This window comes from Paraburkholderia sp. MM5477-R1, assembly GCF_050436385.1.
Lineage (GTDB): Bacteria > Pseudomonadota > Gammaproteobacteria > Burkholderiales > Burkholderiaceae > Paraburkholderia > Paraburkholderia tuberum.
On sequence record NZ_JBNDMC010000006.1, the window covers coordinates 2,244,180 to 2,268,265 of the forward strand.

Consider the following 24,086-nt stretch of genomic DNA (forward strand, 5'->3'; position numbering starts at 1 on the left):
TCCAAAACTTTGATTTATGTCTGAAAAAAAACCAGTCATACTGCTCGAAATGCGGCCGGCGCTTGACGGATTTGCAGGTATACCGCAAGAAACACGCCTCCTCTTCCGAGGCTTGAGCATGATCGACTCTGTCGAGGTTGAGGGGCTGTTGCAAACCTCGTTACGACCTTTGGCATCGGGTACGAATCCAGCACAGCGGATCAAGGATAATGATGGCGAAGCCGCGCGGCTTGGACTGTACTCGAATCTTCTGATTTCGATTACGGACACACCATCAAATAAACTTGCGCGCGAAATATCGCGTCTCGCGAAGAAAAAGTGGTCGATTTATACCCTGCTGTTGAAAACACTACTGCTTCGAAAGGCCAGAAAAGTAAAGACAACCCTGTTCGATCCGAAATTCTTCGAAGATTTCGTCTGGCAGACCTTTTTTGCCAAAACGCTTCCGTCAAGCGACTATCCGATTGTCACACGGAAAAAATATCGCGTCGTCAAAACGCCATGGAACAGCTTTCAGACGGTCGGGCTGAAGTCGCTGAAGTTCTCGTCCGAAGCGTCCTACCCTTTTCTCGACACCCGGGGTGTCGAGGTCTTCATTGCTCAAACGCCGTACCCTGGTCGCGTGAACAAGGGGACTGCGTTGGTAGTGCGATATCACGACGCGCTGCCGATCTTTATGCCGCACCTGTTCGCAAACAAGACGCGGCACCACGCCGGGCACTTTCACGCGCTGATGAGCAACGTAAAGAACGGGGCCTATTTTGCGTGTGTCTCCGAATCGACACGGCAAGACCTGTTACGAGTCGCACCAGAGCTCAAGGACCGAGCGATTACCATTCCCAACATGGTATCGCATCATTTTTTCTCCGATGACTCGCCCGCGGATCGACCAGCACAGATCATTAGAGCGAGACTCAATCTCGATAGTGCCGAGGCTCGGCCGACGTTCAGTAACCTCAATGAGCAAAGAGAGTTCTACGAGGAGCATCTTGGACAGACACCTTTCAACTATCTGTTGATGGTCTCGACGATCGAGCCAAGAAAAAATCATACGCGATTGATCGCGGCGTTCGAGGCACTACGCTCCGAACTAGATCCGGCACTCAAGTTGGTCGTTGTCGGAAGTTTCGGCTGGGATGTCGAACCCATCGTAAAGGAAATGAGGACATGGATCGACCAAGGAGCCTTGTTTGTTTTGCATAAGGTTCCCGCTGCAGACCTCCGGATACTCTATCGACATGCGACGGCGACGATTTGTCCAAGCATCGCTGAAGGTTTCGACTTCTCTGGCATCGAATGCATGCGAAGTGGGGGCGTCACTGTCGCATCTGATATTCCTGTCCATAGGGAAGTCTACGACGATGCGTCCTTGTACTTCGATCCGCATAGCACGGAGAGTCTCGTCCAGCAACTGAAGACGGTGATGAATGGAATCGATGCACACGCGAAGAAGGCGAAGTTGCGAGAAATTGGTCAGCAAGTCTCCGCCCGATACTTACCGGAAGCGATTCTGCCGCTTTGGGGACAATTTCTGCACTCGGTAATTGAGGCCAAATCGTCTGCCTAGGTCCACTCTCGACTCGCCTGGTATTTATTCCGGGATCCGGTGACCTCCACCGACCCGGCTTGCGAAGTCAGGCGTACATGACCTCGCAAAAGTTCATCCTGAACGTTACCTGAACGTCGTCACGGTGGACATCACCGGATAGACGACCGAGAACACTACGTTGAGGAACTTCTGCATTTCTGCAAGCGGAGCATTCGAGATGTACAACACGTCCTTGTTGTCCATCATAAAGGTCTGGAGCGCAAAGAAGCTGCGAGGATCTTTTAGATCGATTCGGTACACCACCGGGACCTTGCCATTCGCGGCCGTGCGTGCGGGCTGTTGCGGCCAATTGAGCGCGGCCGGATCTTCAAAGCGGAAAATGAATACGCCCTTGGCGTCGGAGCGCGAATCATTCAGACCACCCACGCGGGCCAATGCCTGTGCCAGCGTAATGCCTTGTGCTTCAAAGTTGACCTCGTCGTTTTTCCCTGTCGCGCCGAGCGCCGTGAAGCTATACGGTTGGTAGAGTGCGGTGACTACGTCGCCCGCATGCAGCGGCACGTTCTGGCGCGGATCGCGAATGACGGTTTCCAGCGGCAAAGCCTGCACCTGACCACCCCGCGTGACCTGCAATGTCATCTTGTCGACAGGCTGACGCACCCCCCCCGCGCTCGCCAAAGCATCGAGCAACCGCTCGCCGCTGGCCGTAAGGGGCATCCGCTTGCTTGACGCGACGTCGCCGACAATCGTCACATACGACGTCGAGTTCTGGACGAGCCGAACTAGCGTTTGCGGCTGATTCGCTTTTCCGTTTAAACGCTCGCTGATTGCATGACCTACTTCATCGAGCGTACGGCCAGCGGCCTTGATCCGCCCCGCGAACGGCACATTGATATTGCCGGAACCGTCAATCTCCTGGTCCGGCAACACGGTCACACGCGCATTGGACGGGCCACCGGAACGTGCATCAGTAGGAGAGGCGCCAAATAGCATCGCTGGCGGCGCTTCCCAGATGGAAACTTCGACAACATCGCCTGCACCCAGAGGTTGCTGCGTGACTGGTTGATCACCCAAGGTTTTCGAAAAATCGCCGGCGCGACGTTCCGCAAAAAGTCGCCGCGCAACGTCATCACTGACATCGACCACCTGGACACCGAGTTCGCCGGGCGTTGCGGTGGCGGTGGCAGGTGTTCGTACCACTTCCTTTTGACTCGGGCCCGACGTCGGAATGCTTGAACAGGCAGTCAAGACGGCCGCGCACAGCAGCGACAGCGTAAACTTAAAGGGAGACAAGCTTCGCATTATTACTTGTGTTGTTCCAAGCGGGTGTTTTCACGAACTTGCAACACCCAGAAAATAAAAACTCAGTGCTGAATGGTCCTACCTGCCGGGCGCGTGATCCATGTCCAATCGGATTGACATGAGACGCCGCATTTCATCCAATAGGCCAACCGCGAACTCATACCAATACTCTTATCGACCGCGCATTTTGGCTCTAATCGACATTGATGTTGCTCTCATGGCGGTCGAAAGCTTGCTTGCAATTCTTTTGCTGCTAGAAAAACATCGATGGCGTCGAACGGCTTCGGCGCGAATTGTCTCATGCACGTCGGCATAGTGCGCGCGTTTCTTAAGAAAAAATCCATGCGTAGCCGATTCGTCCCCTTCTGTCGATTTGCGCTGATCGGACTAAGCGCTCAGGAGGGAGTTCGTTCCACCGGGACATGGCTCTTTAACGCGCATCCGGCTCGCCTCATGATTGCAGCTCAATCTAGTCGGACGCACCGCCATTTCGATCAGATCGAGAACTTGATGCAACGCCTCGCGCGGAGAAATTTCCGCAGTGTCCAAACGAAGCTCGGGATTGAGCGGCGGTTCATAGGGCGAATCGATACCCGTGAAGTTGCGAAGAGAGCCTTCACGAGCCTTCCGATATAGGCCTTTGGTATCTCTCGACTCGACGACATGCAGCGGTGCGTCGACATGCACCTCGAAAAATTGTCCGTCAGCAAACAACGCTCTCGCGGCATCCCGGTCCAAGCGAAATGGGGAAATAAACGAGGCGATCACAATGATTCCCGCATCGACCAGCACCTTCGCCACTTCGCCCGCGCGCCGAATGCTTTCGTGCCGACTTGCGTCGGAAAAACCTAGATCGCTATTCAAGCCAAGACGCAGATTGTCGCCATCAAGCAGGAATGTATGAAATCCGTGAGCGTGCAATGCCTCGTCAAGCAGGCACGCCAATGTCGATTTTCCCGCACCTGATACACCGGTAAACCAAACGACCGCCGGTCGCTGCTGTTTCATTGATGCGCGGTTGAACGGTGTAACGAGGGTTGCGGCGGGAACCAGGTGGGCGTTGTCGCTACTGTTCATGTCTGGATAGCTGTCTATGTCGTTGAAATCCCGTCGGTGCGTCGCGGACGTTCCAAGATAGACGATTTTACGGCAAACGAAAGCTGGTCAACGCGAGACTTGGCAATCAAACCACAATCGTGAAATCTCAAGCCATTACAGAGAAACTGTCTCTTGCACTCGGGTAAAATGGCGCGCGATAAAAACCGCTTGAAAAACGGTACCGTCCACGCGCCACTTAACAGAACTGCCACACCCTTGTGTCAACCCTCTTCCTGGACGTCACGCGTCTCCTCACGCGCGTTTATGATGGGCTTCTACCCACGGGCGTCGACCGTGTCAGCCTTGCATACATCCAAAGGTACGCGCCGAACGCTCGCGCCATCCTAAGCGAGCGTGGCTTTTCCACTGTCTTGACCGAGCGAGACTCGCAGAAAACGTTTGCACAACTTCTTTCATCGACTCGTAACAAAAACTCTATCCGTACGCTAATCGCGCGCGCTTGTCTGAATCGTTTGCGCGAAACCAAACTACGCGGAATACTGTTGCACACCAGTCACAACGGAATGGAATTCGGTCGTTATTACAGTGCGATGACACGACGTCAAATTCGCCCCGTATTCATGGTCCACGACTTAATCCCGTTGACTCACGCCGAATACTGCCGCCCCGGTGTCGACGCCACGCATCGCAATCGCATGCACACGGCGTTGAAGCACGCAAGCGGGCTCATCATGAATTCGCAAGCCACGCTTGACTCCCTCGCTGCCGAAGCCGAACGCGCCAATCTTCCGCTTCCACCGACAGTCGTCGCTCACCTCGCCTCTGGCGTAACCCCGCGCCCACTCGCGCCGCGCCCGATCGCCACACCGTACTTCGTGATGCTAGGCACGATCGAGCCGCGCAAGAACCACTGGTTAATCCTGCACGCCTGGCGCCGCCTCATCGTACAACTCGGCACCGCAGCACCAAAGCTCGTCGTAATCGGCCGCCGCGGCTGGGAATGCGAAAACGTCATCGACATGCTGGAGCGCTGCGAACCGCTAAAGGGCGTCGTAATAGAAGAACCCCACTGCTCCGACGAAAAACTGCACGCGTATCTGCAACACTGCCAGGCGCTGCTGTTCCCCTCCTTCGTCGAAGGCTACGGCATGCCACTCGCAGAAGCACTCGCGCTAAAAGTACCGGTACTCGCTAGCGATCTCGCCGTCTTCCACGAAATCGCCGACGACATTCCCGACTATCTGGATCCACTCGACGGTCCCGCCTGGCTCGCGCGCATTCAGGCCTACGCGCAGCCGAATAGCTCCGAGCGCGATGCGCAGCTAATCCGCATCGAACGATTTCGCGAGCCGACGTGGGCGGAGCATTTCGAACGCGTCGACGCCTTTCTGGAGACGCTGCGCTAAATGGAGCAACGTGTCATCGCCAACGAACAGGCATCCGGGAACCTCGCAATCGATCTGCGCAGTCTGACGCGCGGCTTTCGTCTGTGGAGCGGACTCCGTCAACGGAGCGTCGAGCATGTATGGATCGATCGTTGGCATGGGCGCATTGCCCTACGCGTCACAGGTCTACTCCGCAAGCAAATCAACGCCGCGTGGCCCGGGCCGATCTGGTCGCGTGGACCGTCCGGCACGCCTCTCTTGTCATGGTTTTCGATGCCGCTTGTTGATGCCAGCCCAGAGACATTCGCCGCCGCGCTGAACGAAACACTCGCGAGCGCAACGGAACAGGATCGCAGATCTCAAACCGCCTTCCAATCGCAACGGTTGATGCAGCGGTTCGCGCACAGTCACGCATCGGCGATACGTAACTCGCAATCCTGCTGCCCCGTCGCGCTACTCGAACCACGAAGCAAGGTGCGCGTACTGCTGATCGACGAACGCATACGCTCAAAAGGATCGAGCGCAACCGCGGCGTGCTATTCGCCCAAAGCTTTTGCGCGAATGCTGCAATCCGCGATCAGCGCCCATCCACAAGCCGAATTCTGGATTGCTCGATCGACTGATCCAGGACGAGGCCGCTGGTTGTCCGCATCATCGGAACCGATGCTGCCCCTCGGCACAAGACGCTTCGCCGACCACGAATCCCTCTTCGCCGCCCTGCCTCACGTCGATCGCGTCTACACGCTCGGCGCGTCGGAAGGCATGCATGCGCTGTTGGCCGGCGCACGTGTTCACGTATTCGGCGCACCGTATTACGCAGGCTGGGGCCTGACGCACGACGATCAGCCCTTGCCAAACCGCACGGCGCGCCCCACACTCGCCACCTTATTCGACGTTGTGTTCGTCCGTTCGACGCGCTATCTGAATCCGTTCACGCACACACCCGGCACGCTCGACGATCTGCTCGACAGCATCGAACTGCAGCAAGCGGTCCAACAACGCTTCGCCGATCTGCACGCCGTAGCGGCACTACGTTTTCAATGGTGGAAGCGCCCGTTCGCGACGCCATACATCACCGCGGGCAATCCGGCATTACGCTGGACCGCCGAACCGCAATCGGTGCAAGCCCACGAGTGCGCGGTACTGTGGGGCGCGCGCAGCGCAGACGGCCTCGCGCCGGAAATTCGTCGCGTCCGGATCGAAGACGGCGTCTTCCACTCGACAGGTCTCGGTTCCGACATGATCGCGCCGCGCAGTCAGGTGATCGATCGCCGCGGACTGTACTTCGATGCGAGTCAGCCGAGCGACTTAAGCGTGCTGCTCAACGAGACCGAGTTCAGCGACACCGAGTTGGCGCGTGCCGCGGCGCTTCGCAACAAGGTCGTGCAACTCGGCGTCACCAAGTACAACCTCGGCCGCCGGCGCCCTGCGTGGACCGCACCGTCAGGCAAGCAAATCGTGCTGGTCCCCGGCCAGGTCGCCGACGACGCATCGATCCGCCTCGGCACGCGCGCAATCGGCACTGCCGATGCGCTGCTGCGCGAAGTCCGCCGCCTGCGGCCCGACGCATTCGTCGTCTACAAACCGCATCCCGACGTGCTATCAGGCAATCGCAATGGTCTGATCGACGCGCGGCAACTCGCCGACGTCGTCGATACCGAAGCGGACCTGCTGTCGCTCGTCGATGCGGCGGATGAAGTTCACACGCTATCGTCGCTCGCGGGCTTCGACGCGCTGTTGCGCGGCAAAGCGGTGTTCACCTACGGGCTGCCGTTCTACGCGGGCTGGGGACTCACCCACGACGCGCTCGCGCCGCTGCCGTGGCGTCATCGCACATTGACGCTCGACATGCTGTGCGCGGGCGTGCTGCTGCGCTATCCACTGTACTTCGATTGGAAAACGCGTCTCTTCACGACCCCGGAAGCCGTGGTCGAACAACTCGCACCACAAGCCGCACGGCCGCTCGAAAAAGTACGCGGCAACCGGATGCGGCCGCTTCTCAAAGCTTTTCGCTGGAGCGGCAATGCAATTCGCCACGCCATATGGCGCCTTCAGCAACAGCGCGCATCACGAGCGCAGTAAAACGCAAACCGTCCAGACAAAACAAAAGCCCCGCAAGATCGAAATCTTGCGGGGCTTTTTTCCGAGGCTGACGCTAAAGCGTTATCCGCTTAGCGCGACATCATATTCATGCTGACGTTATGCAACACCCACAACGTCCCGCCAACCACGATAACAGCGGTCAGCACGGTGAACGCAAACGCCGTCACGTTCCAGCGCTGCGACGACGACGTGTTCATATGCAGGAAGAACACCAGATGCACGAGGATCTGCACGAACGCGAGACCCGCGATCGCGAGCAACGCGCTCTGGCCAGTCAACGTGCCGGTCATCACGATCGCGAAGGCCGCGACGGTCAGAATGACGGAGAGCACAAAGCCCGCCGTATAGCTGCCGAAGCTGCCGTGACCGCCTTCCGAGTGTGCGCCATGGGCGCTATGACTATGGTCCATTTAGATCACGCTCGCAAGATAGACAAAGGTGAAGACGCCGATCCACACGACGTCGAGGAAGTGCCAGAAAAGGCTCAGGCACGTCAGACGGATCATGTCGCGTTCGGTCAGGTCGCGATGACGCATCACCTGCAGCGCCAGCACGACCATCCAGATCAGGCCGAACGTCACGTGCAAGCCGTGCGTGCCGACCAGCGTGAAGAACGACGACAGGAACGCGCTGCGGCTCGGACCCGCGCCTTCGGCGATCAGGTGCGAGAACTCGCGCATTTCCAGCACGAGGAACGCGAGGCCCAGCAGGAACGTCACGCCGAGCCAGCCGAGCAGCACGCCCTTGCGGTTCTTGTACGCGCCGAGCATCGCGAAGCCGTACGTGATACTCGAGAGCAGCAGCATCGTCGTTTCAAGTGCGACGCCCGGAATCTCGAACAGGTCCTTGCCGCTCGGACCGCCCGCGAACTGGTGGCTCATCACCGCGAACACCGCGAACAGCGCCGCGAAGATGATGCAGTCGGTCATCAGGTACAGCCAGAAACCGAACACCGAGTGCGACGGCACATGGTCCGGCGCGAGTTGCGGCTCAACCGCAATTGTCTTCTGTAACATCAGTCCACCTCCAGCGCGACCTGCTTGCCGGCGCTTGCGCCGACACCGGCCACGGCACCAGCACCGCCGTTGCGATTCTCTTCAATCAGCGCAACAGTGTCGGCAGGAATGTAATAGCCGTCGTTGTCCATGAAGCTGTAGATGATCACGGTGGCGATCGCGCCGACCGCGCCAACGATCGCAAGCCACCAGATGTGCCACACACCGGCAAAACCGAGCACCAGCGAGAACAGACCCACCAACAGACCCGCGGACGTATTCGACGGCATGTGAATGTCGCGATACGCCGGCACTTTCACACCGCCCTTGCGCGACTTCATTTCGGTGAACGCGTCGAGCGAGCGGACGTCCGGGATGTGCGCGAAGTTATAAGCCGGCGGCGGCGAACTCGTCGCCCATTCCAGCGTATGACCGTCCCACGGATCGCCCGTGAGGTCGCGGTTTTCCTTCAGGTTGCGATCGCGGATGCTGACGACCAGTTGCAGCAGTTGGCAAGCGATACCGATTGCGATCAGCACCGCGCCGAACGCGGCGGCGATCAGCCACGGATGCCAGGTCGGGTTGTCGTAGTGGTTCAGACGACGCGTCATGCCCATGAAGCCGAGCACGTACAGCGGCGTGAACGCAACCCAGAAGCCGATCTGCCAGAACCAGAACGCGGCCTTGCCGAGCTTCTCGTTCAGCTTGAAGCCGAACGCCTTCGGGAACCAGTAGTTGAAGCCGGCCAGATAGCCGAACAGCACGCCACCGATAATTACGTTATGGAAGTGAGCGATCAGGAACAGGCTGTTGTGCAGCATGAAGTCCGCGCCCGGAATCGCCATCATCACGCCGGTCATACCGCCGATCGTGAAAGTGATGATGAAGCCGATCGTCCACAAAACCGGCGTCGTGAATTGCAGACGGCCCTTGTAGATCGTGAACAGCCAGTTGAACACTTTGACGCCAGTCGGGATCGAGATGATCATCGTCGCGATACCGAAGAACGCATTGACGTCCGCGCCGGAACCCATCGTGAAGAAGTGGTGCAACCACACGAGGAACGACAGCACCATGATCGCGCAGGTCGCCCACACCATCGTCTTGTAGCCGAACAGCGGCTTTTTAGCGAAGGTCGCGACGACTTCCGAGAAGATACCGAACGCCGGCAGGATCAGGATGTACACCTCGGGGTGACCCCATGCCCAGATCAGGTTCAGGTACAGCATCGCGTTGCCGCCGGCATCGTTCGTGAAGAAGTGCATGCCGAGGTAACGGTCCAGACCGAGCAGCGCGAGCGTGACGGTCAGGATCGGGAACGACGCCATGATCAGCACGTTGGTGCACAGCGCGGTCCACGTGAACACCGGCATCTTCATGAACGACATGCCCGGCGCGCGCATCTTCACGATGGTCACGAAGAAGTTCACCCCGGTCAGCAACGTGCCGATACCGGAGAGCTGCAAGCTCCACAGGTAATAGTCGACGCCGACGCCGGGGCTGAACTGCAATTCGGACAGCGGCGGATAAGCGAGCCAGCCCGTCTGCGCGAATTCACCGATCACCAGCGAGATATTGATCAGGATCGCGCTGATTGCCGTCATCCAGAAGCTCAGCGAGTTGATGAACGGGAACGCGACGTCGCGTGCGCCGATCTGCAGGGGCACGATGAGGTTCATCAGACCGACCATGAACGCCATCGCCATGAAGAAGATCATGATGACGCCGTGCGCGGTGAAGATCTGGTCGTAGTGATGCGGCGGCAAAAAGCCCGGGGCCAGGTACGACAGCGCCAGTTGCATACGCATCATGATCGCGTCGGCGAAGCCGCGCAGCAGCATGATGAAGGCAATGACGATATACATGACACCGATCTTCTTGTGGTCGACCGAGGTCAACCATTCGGCCCACAAGTAGCGCCATTTGCCGAAATACGTGATTGCGCCGAGCACGGCCAGCGCAGCGAGAATCATCCCCGCGCCCGCCGTAACGATGATTGGCTCGTGATACGGGATCGCATCGAGCGTTAGTTTTCCGAACATGCGTTACCCCTTAGGCGCACAGTTAGCGTCCTTGTTGTCGAGGACGTTGCCGTTGTTGTAGCGGGCGATGATGTTGTTGAACAGCTTCGGATCGACCGTCGAAAAGTACCGCACCGGGTCCTTTTCGCTCGGCTCGGACACCGCGTGATAGCGGTCCATGTCGAGACGATCCGACGAAGCGCGAACCTTGGCGACCCACGCGTTGAAGTCTTCAGGAGAGCTGGCGAGCGTGCGGAACTTCATGTCCGAGAAGCCCTTGCCGCTGAAGTTTGCCGAGGTGCCCGCGTAGTCGCCGGCGTGATCGGCGATCAGGTGCAGGCGCGTCTGCATGCCCGCCATCGCGTAGATCTGGCCGCCCAGCTGCGGGATGAAGAACGAGTTCATCACCGTGTCCGACGTGATCCGGAAGTTCACCGGCGTGCCGACCGGGATCGCGAGCTGGTTCACCGACGCGATGCCGAGGTCCGGATAGATGAAGAGCCACTTCCAATCGAGCGCGACGACTTCGACGTTGATCGGCTTGACCTGCGATTCGAGCGGGCGATACGGATCGAGCTCATGCGTCGTCCGCCACGTCAACACTGCGAGGAACAGAATGATCAAAGTCGGAATCGTCCAGACGACGACTTCAACCGCGGTGGAATGCGTCCACCCTGGCTGGTAGTCGGCGTTCCTGTTCGATGCGCGGTAACGCCACGCGAAAAACAGTGTCATCAGAATCACCGGCACCACGACGATCAGCATGGCCCACACCGAAGTCGCGATCAGATCACGCTCCGCGAGTCCCACACTCCCCTTCGGATTCAGAATATCGAGGTTGCTGCAACCCGAAAGCAGCAACATGAGGCTGGCGGAAATGAAACTTGCCGGCCTTCTCAGCGTCCGTCCTTTCATATCCACTGCCTCGTTTTTTTGACTTCAACGAACGTCATTCGACGGCTCTCCATTAATAAGCGCTCGCATAATAGGGGGGCATCGGGTGCTAATAAACACTCGATTTAGCAACGAACTATTGCGTCGCGACGCAGTGCGACACGTTGCCGCATCTCCCCGCGCACCCTATTCACCAGCGTCGTTTGCGACGCTTCGAAACGAAGCATCGAAAAGCTGACGCATCGCAAAAGTCCCCTGAAATAAGCGCTAAAAATCGCTGGACGCGCAGCGGTTTTCGACGTACTGCAACACGCATGCATTCACAAAGGGATTGATAACGACGCGCAAAAGCGCAAGAGCGTCGCCGCATCCTGACGCGCGGATGCGACAACGACTCTTGCGCTCTGTTCTTTCAACCCGGAGTCTGCGTGGCGACGGGAACCGGTCCGGGCGCCGCTGCCTGCAGATGCTCGCCGCCCTCCGTCGGCACGGAGTCCGACGGCAGCGCCGAGCGTTCCGATTGCGCGAGCAGCGTGGCGACCGACGGATCGATCGCATCGGTAAACGGCTTCGGGTCGAGACCGATCGCGAGCACCAGCAGCGCCAACGCACCGAGCAGCGCGAACTCGCGCTTGCCGAGGTCCTTCAGCTTCGCGACGCGCGCGTTGGCAATCGCACCGAAGATCACGCGCTTGTACATCCACAGCGTGTAGGCCGCGCTCAGAATCAGGGTGGTCGCGGCGATCGCACCGATCCAGAAGTTGAAGCGGATCGCGCCCATCAGCACCATGAATTCGCCGACGAAACCCGACGTGCCCGGCAGACCGATGTTGGCCATCGAGAACAGCATCACGAAAGCGGCAAAGCGCGGCATCGTGTTGGCGACGCCGCCGTATTCGGCGATCGACGCGGAATTCGTGCGGTCGTAGAGCATGCCGGTGCACAACAGCATCGCGCCGGACACCACGCCGTACGAGATCATCTGCACGATTGCGCCGGACTGGCCGAAGCGGTTGAAAACGAACAGACCGAGCGTGACGAGGCCCATATGCGCGACCGTCGAATACGCGAGCAGGCGGCGCATGTCGGTCTGCACGAGTGCGAGCAGGCTCGAATAGATCACCGCGACGAGCGACAGCGTGATCATCATCGGCGCGAAGAAATGGCTCGCTTGCGGCGCGATCGGCAGCGCGAAACGCAGCAGACCGTAACCGCCGATCTTCAGCATGCCGATCATCACCGCGGCGCCCGTCGGGCCGTCGAGGTGCACGTCGGGCAGCCACGTGTGCAGCGGCCACATCGGCACCTTCACGCCGAACGCGGCAAGGAAGCCGAGGAAGATCAGCGCCTGCGGCACCATGTCGAGGTGCGCTTCGCGCCACACGGCGAGGTCGAAGCTGTGCGTCAGGCTATACAGATAGAGCAGCGACATCAGCATCATCAGCGAGCCGAGGAACGACACGAAGAAGAACTTCACCGCCGCGTACGTGCGGTTCTTGTGACCGTAGGTGCCGATCAGCAGATACAGCGGGATCAGCGTCGCCTCGAACGCAATGAAGAACATCATGCCGTCGAGGGACGTGAACACACCCTGCATGAAGCCCGACAGCATCAGGAACGCGCCGAAGTATTGCGCGGTGCGCTGCGTGATCGACTCCCACGATGCGATCACGATGATGATCGTCGTCAGCGCGGTCAGCGCGACGAGCCACAGCGAAATCCCGTCGATTCCCACATGCCATGCGATATCGAACGTCGGCGACCAGCGGACGTTCTCGACGAACTGCATCGAGGTCACGTCGTTACGGAAACTCGTCACGAGCGGGATCACCGGCAAGAAACCCGCCACCGCGCCGATCAGCGCGAGCCAGCGTGTGCGATTACGCGCCGCGTCCGACCCGGCGCGCAGAACCACGAACCCGGCGACGATGGGGATCCAGATGAGAAGACTTAGGAGAGGCAATGGCATGTGCTCTGTCAAAACTTGAAGTACAAAACGCCGCGTCAACGCCCCCTGAAACAAGCAGACATTGAAATGGAAATGTAAGTTGGAGTTCGCTGAAATTGACGCGTGGAGCGGTTTCCCGCTACACGTTTACCCGCAGCCGACTGACCAAGGGTGGGAGATTACCAAGATAAGAATAATTTTGCATCGCAACAGCCGCGAAATCCGCGCCACAATACATTGTTGCGACGTGGGCGCTTGCAAAATGGATCGAAATGTGCACTTGCACATTGTTACAAATGCGTCGTTAGGCCTTGGCAGTTTGGCAGCAAAAGCTGGCAATTAGCCGGAGGTTGGCCGCTGTTAGACATTCGCTGTTTACGGGGCTGGTTCGACTGGAACGGATCGTGCTGTCGAATGCTTTTTGACGGCCGCGGACGAGCGGCAACCAAACAAAAATTTGCCTCGTCGGCGATAAAAAAATTTTTGTACGAGCGGTCTAAACCGACCGACGAGGAGGTCCCCAGCGGTGCCGCGCGCCTCGATCAAGGTGCGCTGAAAATGTTCCACTCCAGGCGCACGAATCTTCCGTTTTCCTTACACGGACCAGCGCCGCGCCATGGTAACTGCTGCAGAAACTCGCGCGGCGAGGCACACTCAATTCGCGCAACGGGCTCCCCTCGCCCGACTCCTTTTCCGGACCTCCTCGCATGGCGCTTCGTGACGACGTCGTACCCGCACTCGAATGCCGCGGCCTGAGCAAGCGGTACGGCACCGGCCGCATCGTGCTCGCGCAGCTCGACTTCACACTCGCTGTGGGCGAGTTCGTCGCGATCATGGGCGACTCGGGCGTCGGCAAGTCGACATTGCTCAACCTGATCGCCGGGCTCGACCGCGCCGATAGCGGCAGCGTGCTAATCGACGGACGCCCGGTCGAACAACTCGACGACAACGCCGCGACGCGACTGCGGCGCCAGAAGCTCGGCTTCGTGTTCCAGGCGTTTCACGTGCTGCCGCATCTGACGCTCGCGCAGAACGTCGCGCTGCCACTGCTGCTCAATGATCTACCGACGGCCGCCGCGCTCGACATGCTCGCGGCGGTCGGCCTCGGCGGACGCGGCGACGACTTTCCGCGCGATCTCTCCGGCGGCGAATTGCAGCGTGTAGCCATTGCACGCGCACTCGTGCATCGTCCGACGCTGCTTCTCGCCGACGAACCGACCGGCAACCTCGACCCTGCCACCGCGCGCGACGTGCTCGGCCTGTTCCGCGCGCAATGCAAGGCGACCGGCGCGGCGACGATCATGGTCACGCATTCCGAGGCCGCGGCCGCCGTGGCGGACCGCGTGTTGATCCTCAGCGACGGCGACTTGCATGGCGCGCGCGACAAGGCCGCGAACGTCGCGCACGCCGCGGCCCGCTCGACCCACGATGGCCGTTGACCTTCGTCCACTGCCGCGCGCGCCGGGATATCGTGTTCTCGCGCGCTGGCTGATGGTCGCGGAATGGCGCAGTCATCGCGCACGCGCACTCGTCGCCATCGCGACGATCGCGCTAGGCGTCGCGCTCGGCTACGCGGTGCAATTGATCAACAGCGCCGCCTTCAACGAATTCTCGGCGGCCGCGCGCAGTCTGTCAGGCGAAGCGGATCTGCAGGTGCGCGGCGCGCAGCCTTTCGTCGACGAGTCCCTCTATCCGCGACTCGCCAACGAACCGGGCGTGGTGCTGGCGAGTCCCGTGCTCGCGCTCGACGTCGCGGTGCCGGGCCGCACCGGTGCACTGCCCGTTCTCGGCATCGACGTCTTCAAGGCGAGGTCGATCACACCCGATCTGATCGGCGTGCCCTCGCCTGATCGCCCGTTCGACACGCTCGCCTCCGATGCGATATTTCTGTCGACGGCCGCGCAGCAATGGCTGAACGTCAAGACCGGCGACGACGTCACGCTACGCCGCGGTACGTCGGATCTGCATCTGCGCGTCGCGGGCGGGCTCGTGCGCACGCGGCCGGGTCAACGGCTCGCGGTGATGGACATCGCCGCCGCGCAATGGCGATTCGGCAAGGTGGGCAAGCTGACGCGCGTTGACGTGCAACTCGCACGCGGCGTCGATCGGCAACGCTTCAAACGCGATCTGCAACAGGAGCTCGGCAGCACATGGATAGTCGCCGAGACGCGCGACACCGAGAGCCGCACCGATCGCCTGTCGCGTGCTTACCGGATCAACATGAACGTGCTCGCGCTGGTCGCGCTGTTCACGGGCGCGTTCCTCGTGTTTTCGACTCAGGCGCTCGGTGTCGTGCGACGCCGATCGCAATTCGCGATGCTGCGCGTGCTCGGGCTCACGCGAGCTCAGCTATTGCGGCAGATCCTGCTTGAAGGCGCGCTGCTCGGCTTGCTCGGCTCGTTGTGTGGACTTGCGCTCGGCTACGCGATGGCCAGCGGTGCGCTGCGCTTCTTCGGCAGCGATCTCGGCGGCGGCTATTTTCCGGGGGTGCAACCGCGAGTCGGCTTCGAGCCGCTCGCGAGCGCGGTGTTTCTCGCGCTCGGGGTCGCGGTGTCGGTGTTGGGCAGCGTAGCGCCCGCTATCGACGCGGCGCGCGCACGGCCTGCCCCGGCACTCAAGGCCGGTGCCGAGGAAAGCGCATTGGCGCGGCTCGCCACGCCGTGGCCGGCGTTCGGCTGTTTGCTGGCGGCCGCCGCGCTGACGCGCGTGCCGCCGTGGTTCGATGCGCCGATCGCCGGTTATCTGGCGGTCGCGTTGCTGCTCGTCGGCGGCATTGCGCTGATGCCGCGCGTGACCGCGCTGATATTCGGCGCGGCAGGCCGCGCGCGCGGCACGCGACGCCGCGCGGGCGCGACGGGCACGCTCGCGATTGCGCGTCTCGCGAATGCGCCGGGGCAGGCGTCGATCGCGATGGGCGGCGTGCTGTCGAGCTTCGCGCTGATCGTCGCGATGGCGATCATGGTGGCCAGCTTCCGCGTGTCTGTCGACGACTGGATCACGCATCTGCTGTCCGCCGATCTGTATGTGCGCGTAGCGTCGGGCGGCAATAGCGGCGACAGTGGCGGCTTGCGGCCCGACGAACAGACGCGCATCGCGACGGTGCCCGGCATCGGCAACGCCGCGTTCGCGCGCATTACACATCTGACGCTCGATCCCGCGCGCCCGGATGTCGCGCTGCTCGCCCGCGAAATCGACGCGACCGATCCGGGCGCGACTCTGCAGATGACCGGCGCGGTGCTGCCGCCGTCCGCGCTTCGCGCCGGCGACATACCTATTTGGGTCTCCGAAGCAATGATCGACCTGTATGGGTATGAGTTAGGTCAACGCGTGCGGTTGTCGCTCGGCGAGCATGGCCAGACGTTCGTCGTAGCCGGCGTCTGGCGCGACTACGCGCGGCAGAGCGGCGCGATCCAGATACGGCTTGCCGATTATCGGCGGCTGACCGGCGACTCCACCGCAACCGATGTCGCCGTGACCGTCGAGCCGGGCGTGACTGTCGAACGCGTCGTCGCAAGTTTGAAGGCGCTGCCGTTCGGCGCTTCGCTCGAGGTGTCGCAACCGGGCGAGATCCGTGCGCGCACGCTGGTGATCTTCGATCGCAGTTTCGCGGTCACGTATCTGCTCGAGGCGGTGGCGATCGTGATCGGATTGTTCGGCGTCGCAGCGACGTTTTCCGCGCAGACGCTCGCGCGCGCCCGTGAGTTCGGGATGTTGCGCCACGTCGGGGTGACGCGCGCGCAGATTCTCGCGATCCTCGCTTCGGAGGGCGGTCTGCTCACCGCATGCGGCATTGCGCTCGGTTTCGCGCTTGGTTTCGCGATCAGCCTGATTCTCGTGTTCGTCGTCAATCCGCAGTCGTTTCACTGGAGCATGTCGCTGCATGTACCGTGGTTAGTGCTTGGCACAGTCGCGTTGGTAATGCTGGTGCTGTCGTGTACGACGGCGGTGGTCGCGGGACGCGGCGCGGTGTCGGTGGATGCAGTGCGCGCGGTGAAGGAGGACTGGTGATGCCAGTTGCGCGGCGTGCCTGGAAAATGCGGTTGATCTGGGATAGCGCGGCCATGCGCGAGCTTTGCTCTGCGCTTGATGGCTGCGCGACGTGCATCGCGCGCCGACACGGCGGGTCACCTCCGCGGCGCCTTCAGCTTTTTTTCCGAGGGCTACTTTGGATTGGCATAGCCGCTGTGTCGCCCTCTTTCGCCGCTAGTAGCGACTCCACTGGATCCACCCCGGTCGCCTTCGCGGCAGTCACGCCAGACCATCCGATCTCGTTTCCGCGGGACAGCGGTGCTCATCCGGCTTTCCGCACCGAATGGTGGTACGCGACAGGCTGGCTCACGACGCCCGACAACCGACCGCTCGGATTCCAGATCACGTTCTTCCGTACGGCGACTGGTCACGATGCCGCCGATCCCAGCGATTTCGCCCCGTCGCAACTGATCATCGCGCACGCTGCGCTGAGCGATCCGGCCATCGGACACCTCGTTCACGATCAACGCATCGCTCGGCAGGGTCTCGGGCTCGCCTACGCGAAGACCGCCAACACCGACGTCAAACTCGACGCCTGGAAAATGATTCGCGCCGCGGACGGCCACTACGACGTCACCGCCGATGCAAGCGAATTCTCGCTACACCTCCAACTCACGCCAACGCAGCCTCCGCTGATTCAGGGCGAGCGCGGTTACTCGCGCAAAGGACCGCGGCCCGAACAGGCGAGCTATTACTACAGCGAACCGCAACTCCGTGTGACGGGCACTGTGGTGCGCCCAGCCGGAGGTGAAAACGACACGATGCGCGATGCAGCAGTGACGGGGACCGCATGGCTCGATCACGAGTGGTCGAGCACGTTGCTCGACGCCAATGCGGTCGGATGGGATTGGCTCGGCGCCAATTTGACGGACGGCTCGGCGCTAATGGCATTCAAGATCCGTAGCCGCGACGGACATGCAATATGGGCCCACGCGACGCTTCGCAGACCCGATGGTCAGGTAACGAATTTCAACCCCGGTGAAGTCGACTTCACGCCGCGTCGCATGTGGCGCTCGCCGCACACGAATACTTCGTATCCGGTCTCGATGACGGTTAGAGCGGGAACGCTGACATGGCAACTCGATCCGCTGATGGACGATCAGGAACTCGACTCACGACAGTCGACCGGTGCCGTGTATTGGGAAGGCGCGGTACGGGTGAGTCAACAGAATGCGGATGTAGGGCGAGCCTATCTGGAACTGACGGGTTACGCGGATGCATTGCGGATCGGAAAGTAGTGAAGCGCGCACAGTCGGCCGCGTAAACGCAGAAACCCCACCGCGGCGGGTGGGGTTTCTGACTGGGGGGGAGCCTGACGATTACCTACTTTCACACGGGCAATCCGCACTATCATCGGCGTGGAGTCGTTTCACGGTCCTGTTCGGGATGGGAAGGGGTGGGGCCGACTCGCTATGGTCATCAGGCATGACGGGTTGCTGCGTCGCAGGGCTGGAGTCAACCGGTTGCGCCACAGCCAATCGGGAAGAAGCGTAAAGGATTCGGGTGTGTGGGGGTTGTGTTGTTTCTGGCACAACACTGAATCCCAACCGGGCGTTTCTGTGAGCTCCCGCGGGAGTTCACACCAATCCCCTTCGGGGATCGGACCCGCGTAAGTGCTGAAGCACTACCGCGGGTCGAGACACACCTGTTATAGGATCAAGCCTTACGGGCAATTAGTATCAGTTAGCTCAGTACATTACTGTACGTGCACACCTGACCTATCAACGTCCTGGTCTTGAACGACCCTTCAAGGGGCTCGAAGCCCCGGGGATATCTCATCTTAAGGCGAGTTTCCCGCTTAGATGCTTTCAGCGGTTATCTCTTCCGAACATAGCTACCCGGCGATGCCACTGGCGTGACAACCGGTACACCAGAGGTTCGTCCACTCCGGTCCTCTCGTACTAGGAGCAGCCCCCTTCAAATATCCAGCGCCCACGGCAGATAGGGACCAAACTGTCTCACGACGTTTTAAACCCAGCTCACGTACCTCTTTAAATGGCGAACAGCCATACCCTTGGGACCGGCTACAGCCCCAGGATGAGATGAGCCGACATCGAGGTGCCAAACACCGCCGTCGATATGAACTCTTGGGCGGTATCAGCCTGTTATCCCCAGAGTACCTTTTATCCGTTGAGCGATGGCCCTTCCATACAGAACCACCGGATCACTATGACCTGCTTTCGCACCTGTTCGACTTGTCAGTCTCACAGTCAAGCACGCTTATGCCATTGCACTATCAGCACGATTTCCGACCGTACCTAGCGTACCTTCGTACTCCTCCGTTACACTTTGGGAGGAGACCGCCCCAGTCAAACTGCCTACCATGCACTGTCCCCGACCCGGATCACGGGCCAAGGTTAGAACCTCAAACAGATCAGGGTGGTATTTCAAGGACGGCTCCATTGAGACTGGCGTCCCAACTTCATAGCCTCCCACCTATCCTACACAGACCGGTTCAAAGTCCAATGCAAAGCTGCAGTAAAGGTTCATGGGGTCTTTCCGTCTAGCCGCGGGGAGATTGCATCATCACAAACACTTCAACTTCGCTGAGTCTCGGGAGGAGACAGTGTGGCCATCGTTACGCCATTCGTGCAGGTCGGAACTTACCCGACAAGGAATTTCGCTACCTTAGGACCGTTATAGTTACGGCCGCCGTTTACCGGGACTTCAATCAGGAGCTTGCACCCCATCATTTAATCTTCCGGCACCGGGCAGGCGTCACACCCTATACGTCCACTTTCGTGTTTGCAGAGTGCTGTGTTTTTATTAAACAGTCGCAGCCACCAGTTTATTGCAACCCTTTCACCCTTCTGGCGCAGGCCAGTCAGGCTATGAGGGCGTACCTTATCCCGAAGTTACGGTACCAATTTGCCGAGTTCCTTCTCCCGAGTTCTCTCAAGCGCCTTAGAATACTCATCTCGCCCACCTGTGTCGGTTTGCGGTACGGTCACTGTGAAACTGAAGCTTAGAGGCTTTTCCTGGAACCCCTTCCAGTTGCTTCGCCACCGAAGTGGCTCGCCTCGCACCCTTGAATTCTGCGCCCGGATTTGCCAAAGCGCCTTCTCCAATGCAAGGACCGGGACTTCCAACACCCGGACAACCTTCCGCGATCCGTCCCCCCATCGCATTTCACAATGGTGCAGAAATATTAATCTGCTTCCCATCAGCTACGCATTTCTGCCTCGCCTTAGGGGCCGACTCACCCTACGCCGATGAACGTTGCGTAGGAAACCTTGGGCTTACGGCGAGGGGGCCTTTCACCCCCTTTATCGCTACTCATGTCAGCATTCGCACTTCCGATACCTCCAGCACACTTTCCAGTGCACCTTCGCAGGCTTACGGAACGCTCTCCTACCATGCACATTACTGTGCATCCGCAGCTTCGGTATATGGCTTAGCCCCGTTACATCTTCCGCGCAGGACGACTCGATCAGTGAGCTATTACGCTTTCTTTAAAGGGTGGCTGCTTCTAAGCCAACCTCCTGACTGTTTTAGCCTTCCCACTTCGTTTCCCACTTAGCCATATTTGGGGACCTTAGCTGGCGGTCTGGGTTGTTTCCCTCTTGACACCGGACGTTAGCACCCGATGTCTGTCTCCCGTGATTGCACTCTTCGGTATTCGGAGTTTGCTATGGCGTAGTAATCCGCAATGGACCCCACAACCATGACAGTGCTCTACCCCCGAAGGTGAGACACGAGGCACTACCTAAATAGTTTTCGGAGAGAACCAGCTATTTCCAGGTTTGTTTAGCCTTTCACCCCTATCCACAGCTCATCCCCTAACTTTTCAACGTTAGTGGGTTCGGTCCTCCAGCACGTGTTACCGTGCCTTCAACCTGGCCATGGATAGATCACCTGGTTTCGGGTCTACACCCAGCGACTGGACGCCCTGTTCGGACTCGCTTTCGCTACGCCTGCCCTAATCGGTTAAGCTCGCCACTGAATGTAAGTCGCTGACCCATTATACAAAAGGTACGCCGTCACCCCTTCGCAGAGGCTCCGACTGTTTGTATGCATGCGGTTTCAGGATCTGTTTCACTCCCCTCCCGGGGTTCTTTTCGCCTTTCCCTCACGGTACTGGTTCACTATCGGTCGATCACGAGTATTTAGCCTTGGAGGATGGTCCCCCCATCTTCAGACAGGATTTCACGTGTCCCGCCCTACTTCTCGTACACCCAGTTCTTCCATGCTGTTTTCGTCTACAGGGCTATCACCTGCTATGGCCGCACTTTCCAGAGCGTTCGACTAACAATACAGATAACGTGTACCGGCTGATCCCATTTCGCTCGCCACTACTCTGGGAATCTCGGTTGATTTCTTTTCCTGCGGTTACTTAGATGTTTCAGTTCACCGCGTTCGCCTCACGCAGCCTATGGATTCAGCTACGGATACTCCATTAGGAGTGGGTTTCCCCATTCGGACATCTCCGGATCAATGCTCGTTTGCCAGCTCCCCGGAGCTTTTCGCAGGCTACCGCGTCCTTCATCGCCTGTGATCGCCAAGGCATCCACCACATGCACTTGTTCGCTTGACCCTATAACGGGTGTGTCTCTGTGTCGACCCACGTTAGCGCTTTAGCGCTTACGTGGGTCCCATCCCCGGAGGGGATAGACGCACTCGCTACAGGTTGAGTATTCGTGTTGCGCCGTATTCCAAAGCAATCTTTCGATCACCTTTAAAATACATCGATACAATCACAACCCTGATTCACCTACTCACACACCCATCTCCAGGTATGCTTTCGTGAATCTCTTTACTACTTCTTCCTGATTGTTAAAGAACGGCAGCCGGTATGAAGCCTGTGCCTCATACCGCTCTGACTGGCTCAATCGCCAATGCGCAACGCTCTGCCTTCATGCAGAACCCTGCGCATTGAGGATTGGTGGAGGATGACGGGATCGAACCGACGACCCCCTGCTTGCAAAGCAGGTGCTCTCCCAGCTGAGCTAATCCCCCAGTCCCACAGATAGTCCAGCGGCCCCAGCCCTTCAGCTCACCAGACAAGACACTGGTGGGTCTGGATGGATTCGAACCATCGACCCCCGCCTTATCAAGACGGTGCTCTAACCGGCTGAGCTACAGACCCCTGAGCCTGCCTGCGTTGCTTCTAACCACAGCCGATAAGCGTGAGCACTTGAGTGCAGGGAATGCACAGCTCTGGAAAGGAGGTGATCCAGCCGCACCTTCCGATACGGCTACCTTGTTACGACTTCACCCCAGTCATGAATCCTACCGTGGTGACCGTCCTCCTTGCGGTTAGACTAGCCACTTCTGGTAAAACCCACTCCCATGGTGTGACGGGCGGTGTGTACAAGACCCGGGAACGTATTCACCGCGGCATGCTGATCCGCGATTACTAGCGATTCCAGCTTCACGCACCCGAGTTGCAGAGTGCGATCCGGACTACGATCGGTTTTCTGGGATTGGCTCCACCTCGCGGCTTGGCAACCCTCTGTTCCGACCATTGTATGACGTGTGAAGCCCTACCCATAAGGGCCATGAGGACTTGACGTCATCCCCACCTTCCTCCGGTTTGTCACCGGCAGTCTCCCTGGAGTGCTCTTGCGTAGCAACTAGGGACAAGGGTTGCGCTCGTTGCGGGACTTAACCCAACATCTCACGACACGAGCTGACGACAGCCATGCAGCACCTGTGTTATGGCTCCCTTTCGGGCACTCCCGCCTCTCGGCAGGATTCCATACATGTCAAGGGTAGGTAAGGTTTTTCGCGTTGCATCGAATTAATCCACATCATCCACCGCTTGTGCGGGTCCCCGTCAATTCCTTTGAGTTTTAATCTTGCGACCGTACTCCCCAGGCGGTCAACTTCACGCGTTAGCTACGTTACCAAGCCAATGAAGGCCCGACAACCAGTTGACATCGTTTAGGGCGTGGACTACCAGGGTATCTAATCCTGTTTGCTCCCCACGCTTTCGTGCATGAGCGTCAGTATTGGCCCAGGGGGCTGCCTTCGCCATCGGTGTTCCTCCACATCTCTACGCATTTCACTGCTACACGTGGAATTCCACCCCCCTCTGCCATACTCCAGCGCTGCAGTCACCAATGCAGTTCCCAGGTTAAGCCCGGGGATTTCACATCGGTCTTACAGCACCGCCTGCGCACGCTTTACGCCCAGTAATTCCGATTAACGCTCGCACCCTACGTATTACCGCGGCTGCTGGCACGTAGTTAGCCGGTGCTTATTCTTCCGGTACCGTCATCCCTCACGGATATTAGCCACGAGGTTTTCTTTCCGGACAAAAGTGCTTTACAACCCGAAGGCCTTCTTCACACACGCGGCATTGCTGGATCAGGCTTGCGCCCATTGTCCAAAATTCCCCACTGCTGCCTCCCGTAGGAGTCTGGGCCGTGTCTCAGTCCCAGTGTGGCTGGTCGTCCTCTCAGACCAGCTACAGATCGTCGGCTTGGTAGGCCTTTACCCCACCAACTACCTAATCTGCCATCGGCCGCCCCTTGAGCGCGAGGTCCCGAAAGATCCCCCGCTTTCCTCTCCCGAGCGTATGCGGTATTAATCCGGCTTTCGCCGGGCTATCCCCCACTCCAGGACACGTTCCGATGTATTACTCACCCGTTCGCCACTCGCCACCAGACCGGAGTCCGTGCTGCCGTTCGACTTGCATGTGTAAGGCATGCCGCCAGCGTTCAATCTGAGCCAGGATCAAACTCTTCAGTTCAAACCTGTTACTGTGTTCGGGCTCTCTCGAACCCGGTCGCTCACTCAACGTACTGACGATGATTGATCCGTCTTTCGACAGACAAACCTTCCTCCAATACTGTGTGA

At 59.2% G+C, this 24,086-nt stretch carries 13 protein-coding genes, 2 tRNA genes and 3 rRNA genes; 6 read left to right on the top strand and 12 right to left on the bottom strand.

The features are described from left to right. Positions 1–118 precede the first annotated feature (118 nt). Entirely contained in the window at positions 119–1,567 is a 1,449-nt protein-coding gene (locus OKW35_RS28715) for a glycosyltransferase family 4 protein (protein ID WP_429553796.1), read from the top strand. 105 nt (positions 1,568–1,672) lie between these two features. Here the strand turns inward: OKW35_RS28715 and OKW35_RS28720 are convergent, their stop codons facing one another. Both OKW35_RS28720 and cysC read right to left on the bottom strand, forming a co-directional pair. Further along, positions 1,673–2,851 carry a polysaccharide biosynthesis/export family protein gene (locus tag OKW35_RS28720; RefSeq protein WP_429553797.1) on the bottom strand — a complete coding sequence of 393 codons (1,179 nt, stop codon included), beginning with the start codon at positions 2,849–2,851 and terminating at the stop codon, positions 1,673–1,675. 387 nt (positions 2,852–3,238) lie between these two features. After that, positions 3,239–3,928, bottom strand: coding sequence for an adenylyl-sulfate kinase (gene cysC, locus OKW35_RS28725; protein ID WP_429553798.1), 690 nt, complete (start codon positions 3,926–3,928; stop codon positions 3,239–3,241). A gap of 239 nt (positions 3,929–4,167) precedes the next feature. Between cysC and OKW35_RS28730 the strand changes: the two genes are divergently transcribed. Beyond that, positions 4,168–5,316: a glycosyltransferase family 4 protein gene (locus OKW35_RS28730; RefSeq protein WP_429553799.1), complete on the top strand. Its 1,149-nt coding sequence runs from the start codon at positions 4,168–4,170 to the stop codon at positions 5,314–5,316. Continuing rightward, positions 5,317–7,377: a capsular polysaccharide biosynthesis protein gene (locus tag OKW35_RS28735; RefSeq protein WP_429553800.1), complete on the top strand. Its 2,061-nt coding sequence runs from the start codon at positions 5,317–5,319 to the stop codon at positions 7,375–7,377. It begins immediately after the preceding gene. Between the two features lie 89 nt (positions 7,378–7,466). Here OKW35_RS28735 and cyoD read toward each other — a convergent pair whose 3' ends face one another. From cyoD to OKW35_RS28760, 5 genes are all read right to left on the bottom strand, one after another. Continuing rightward, positions 7,467–7,808, bottom strand: a complete 342-nt coding sequence (cyoD, locus tag OKW35_RS28740) for a cytochrome o ubiquinol oxidase subunit IV (protein WP_090805900.1) — start codon at positions 7,806–7,808, stop codon at positions 7,467–7,469. Continuing rightward, complete coding sequence (gene cyoC / locus OKW35_RS28745) at positions 7,809–8,414, bottom strand: cytochrome o ubiquinol oxidase subunit III (protein WP_429553801.1); 606 nt, start codon at positions 8,412–8,414, stop codon at positions 7,809–7,811. It lies immediately after the preceding gene. Further along, positions 8,414–10,435 carry a cytochrome o ubiquinol oxidase subunit I gene (gene cyoB / locus OKW35_RS28750; RefSeq protein ID WP_429353803.1) on the bottom strand — a complete coding sequence of 674 codons (2,022 nt, stop codon included), beginning with the start codon at positions 10,433–10,435 and terminating at the stop codon, positions 8,414–8,416. The genes cyoC and cyoB overlap by 1 nt, the downstream gene beginning before the upstream one ends. 3 nt (positions 10,436–10,438) lie before the next feature. Continuing rightward, entirely contained in the window at positions 10,439–11,329 is an 891-nt protein-coding gene (gene cyoA, locus OKW35_RS28755; protein ID WP_184060279.1) for a ubiquinol oxidase subunit II, read from the bottom strand. A 391-nt stretch (positions 11,330–11,720) separates the two neighbouring features. After that, positions 11,721–13,277, bottom strand: a complete 1,557-nt coding sequence (locus OKW35_RS28760; protein ID WP_429553802.1) for an NADH-quinone oxidoreductase subunit M — start codon at positions 13,275–13,277, stop codon at positions 11,721–11,723. 686 nt (positions 13,278–13,963) lie between these two features. Here OKW35_RS28760 and OKW35_RS28765 point away from each other — a divergent pair. The 3 genes from OKW35_RS28765 to OKW35_RS28775 are packed head-to-tail and all read left to right on the top strand — an operon-like array spanning position 13,964 to position 18,523. Then, positions 13,964–14,695, top strand: coding sequence for an ABC transporter ATP-binding protein (locus tag OKW35_RS28765; RefSeq protein ID WP_429553803.1), 732 nt, complete (start codon positions 13,964–13,966; stop codon positions 14,693–14,695). After that, positions 14,685–17,264: an FtsX-like permease family protein gene (locus OKW35_RS28770; protein ID WP_429553804.1), complete on the top strand. Its 2,580-nt coding sequence runs from the start codon at positions 14,685–14,687 to the stop codon at positions 17,262–17,264. The genes OKW35_RS28765 and OKW35_RS28770 overlap by 11 nt, the downstream gene beginning before the upstream one ends. 26 nt (positions 17,265–17,290) lie before the next feature. Next, positions 17,291–18,523, top strand: a complete 1,233-nt coding sequence (locus OKW35_RS28775; protein WP_429553875.1) for a lipocalin-like domain-containing protein — start codon at positions 17,291–17,293, stop codon at positions 18,521–18,523. A gap of 72 nt (positions 18,524–18,595) precedes the next feature. Here OKW35_RS28775 and rrf read toward each other — a convergent pair. The 5 genes from rrf to OKW35_RS28800 all read right to left on the bottom strand — a co-directional run bounded on the left by rrf (position 18,596) and on the right by OKW35_RS28800 (position 23,979). Beyond that, positions 18,596–18,709, bottom strand: a 5S ribosomal RNA gene (gene rrf / locus OKW35_RS28780). 228 nt (positions 18,710–18,937) lie between these two features. After that, positions 18,938–21,819, bottom strand: a 23S ribosomal RNA gene (locus OKW35_RS28785). 346 nt (positions 21,820–22,165) lie between these two features. Beyond that, a tRNA-Ala gene (locus tag OKW35_RS28790) sits at positions 22,166–22,241 on the bottom strand. A gap of 53 nt (positions 22,242–22,294) precedes the next feature. Then, a tRNA-Ile gene (locus OKW35_RS28795) sits at positions 22,295–22,371 on the bottom strand. A 75-nt stretch (positions 22,372–22,446) separates the two neighbouring features. Further along, positions 22,447–23,979: ribosomal RNA gene (locus tag OKW35_RS28800) — 16S ribosomal RNA — on the bottom strand. The 16S, 23S and 5S rRNA genes sit together here with 2 tRNA genes alongside, the layout of an rRNA operon. Positions 23,980–24,086: the final 107 nt, after the last annotated feature.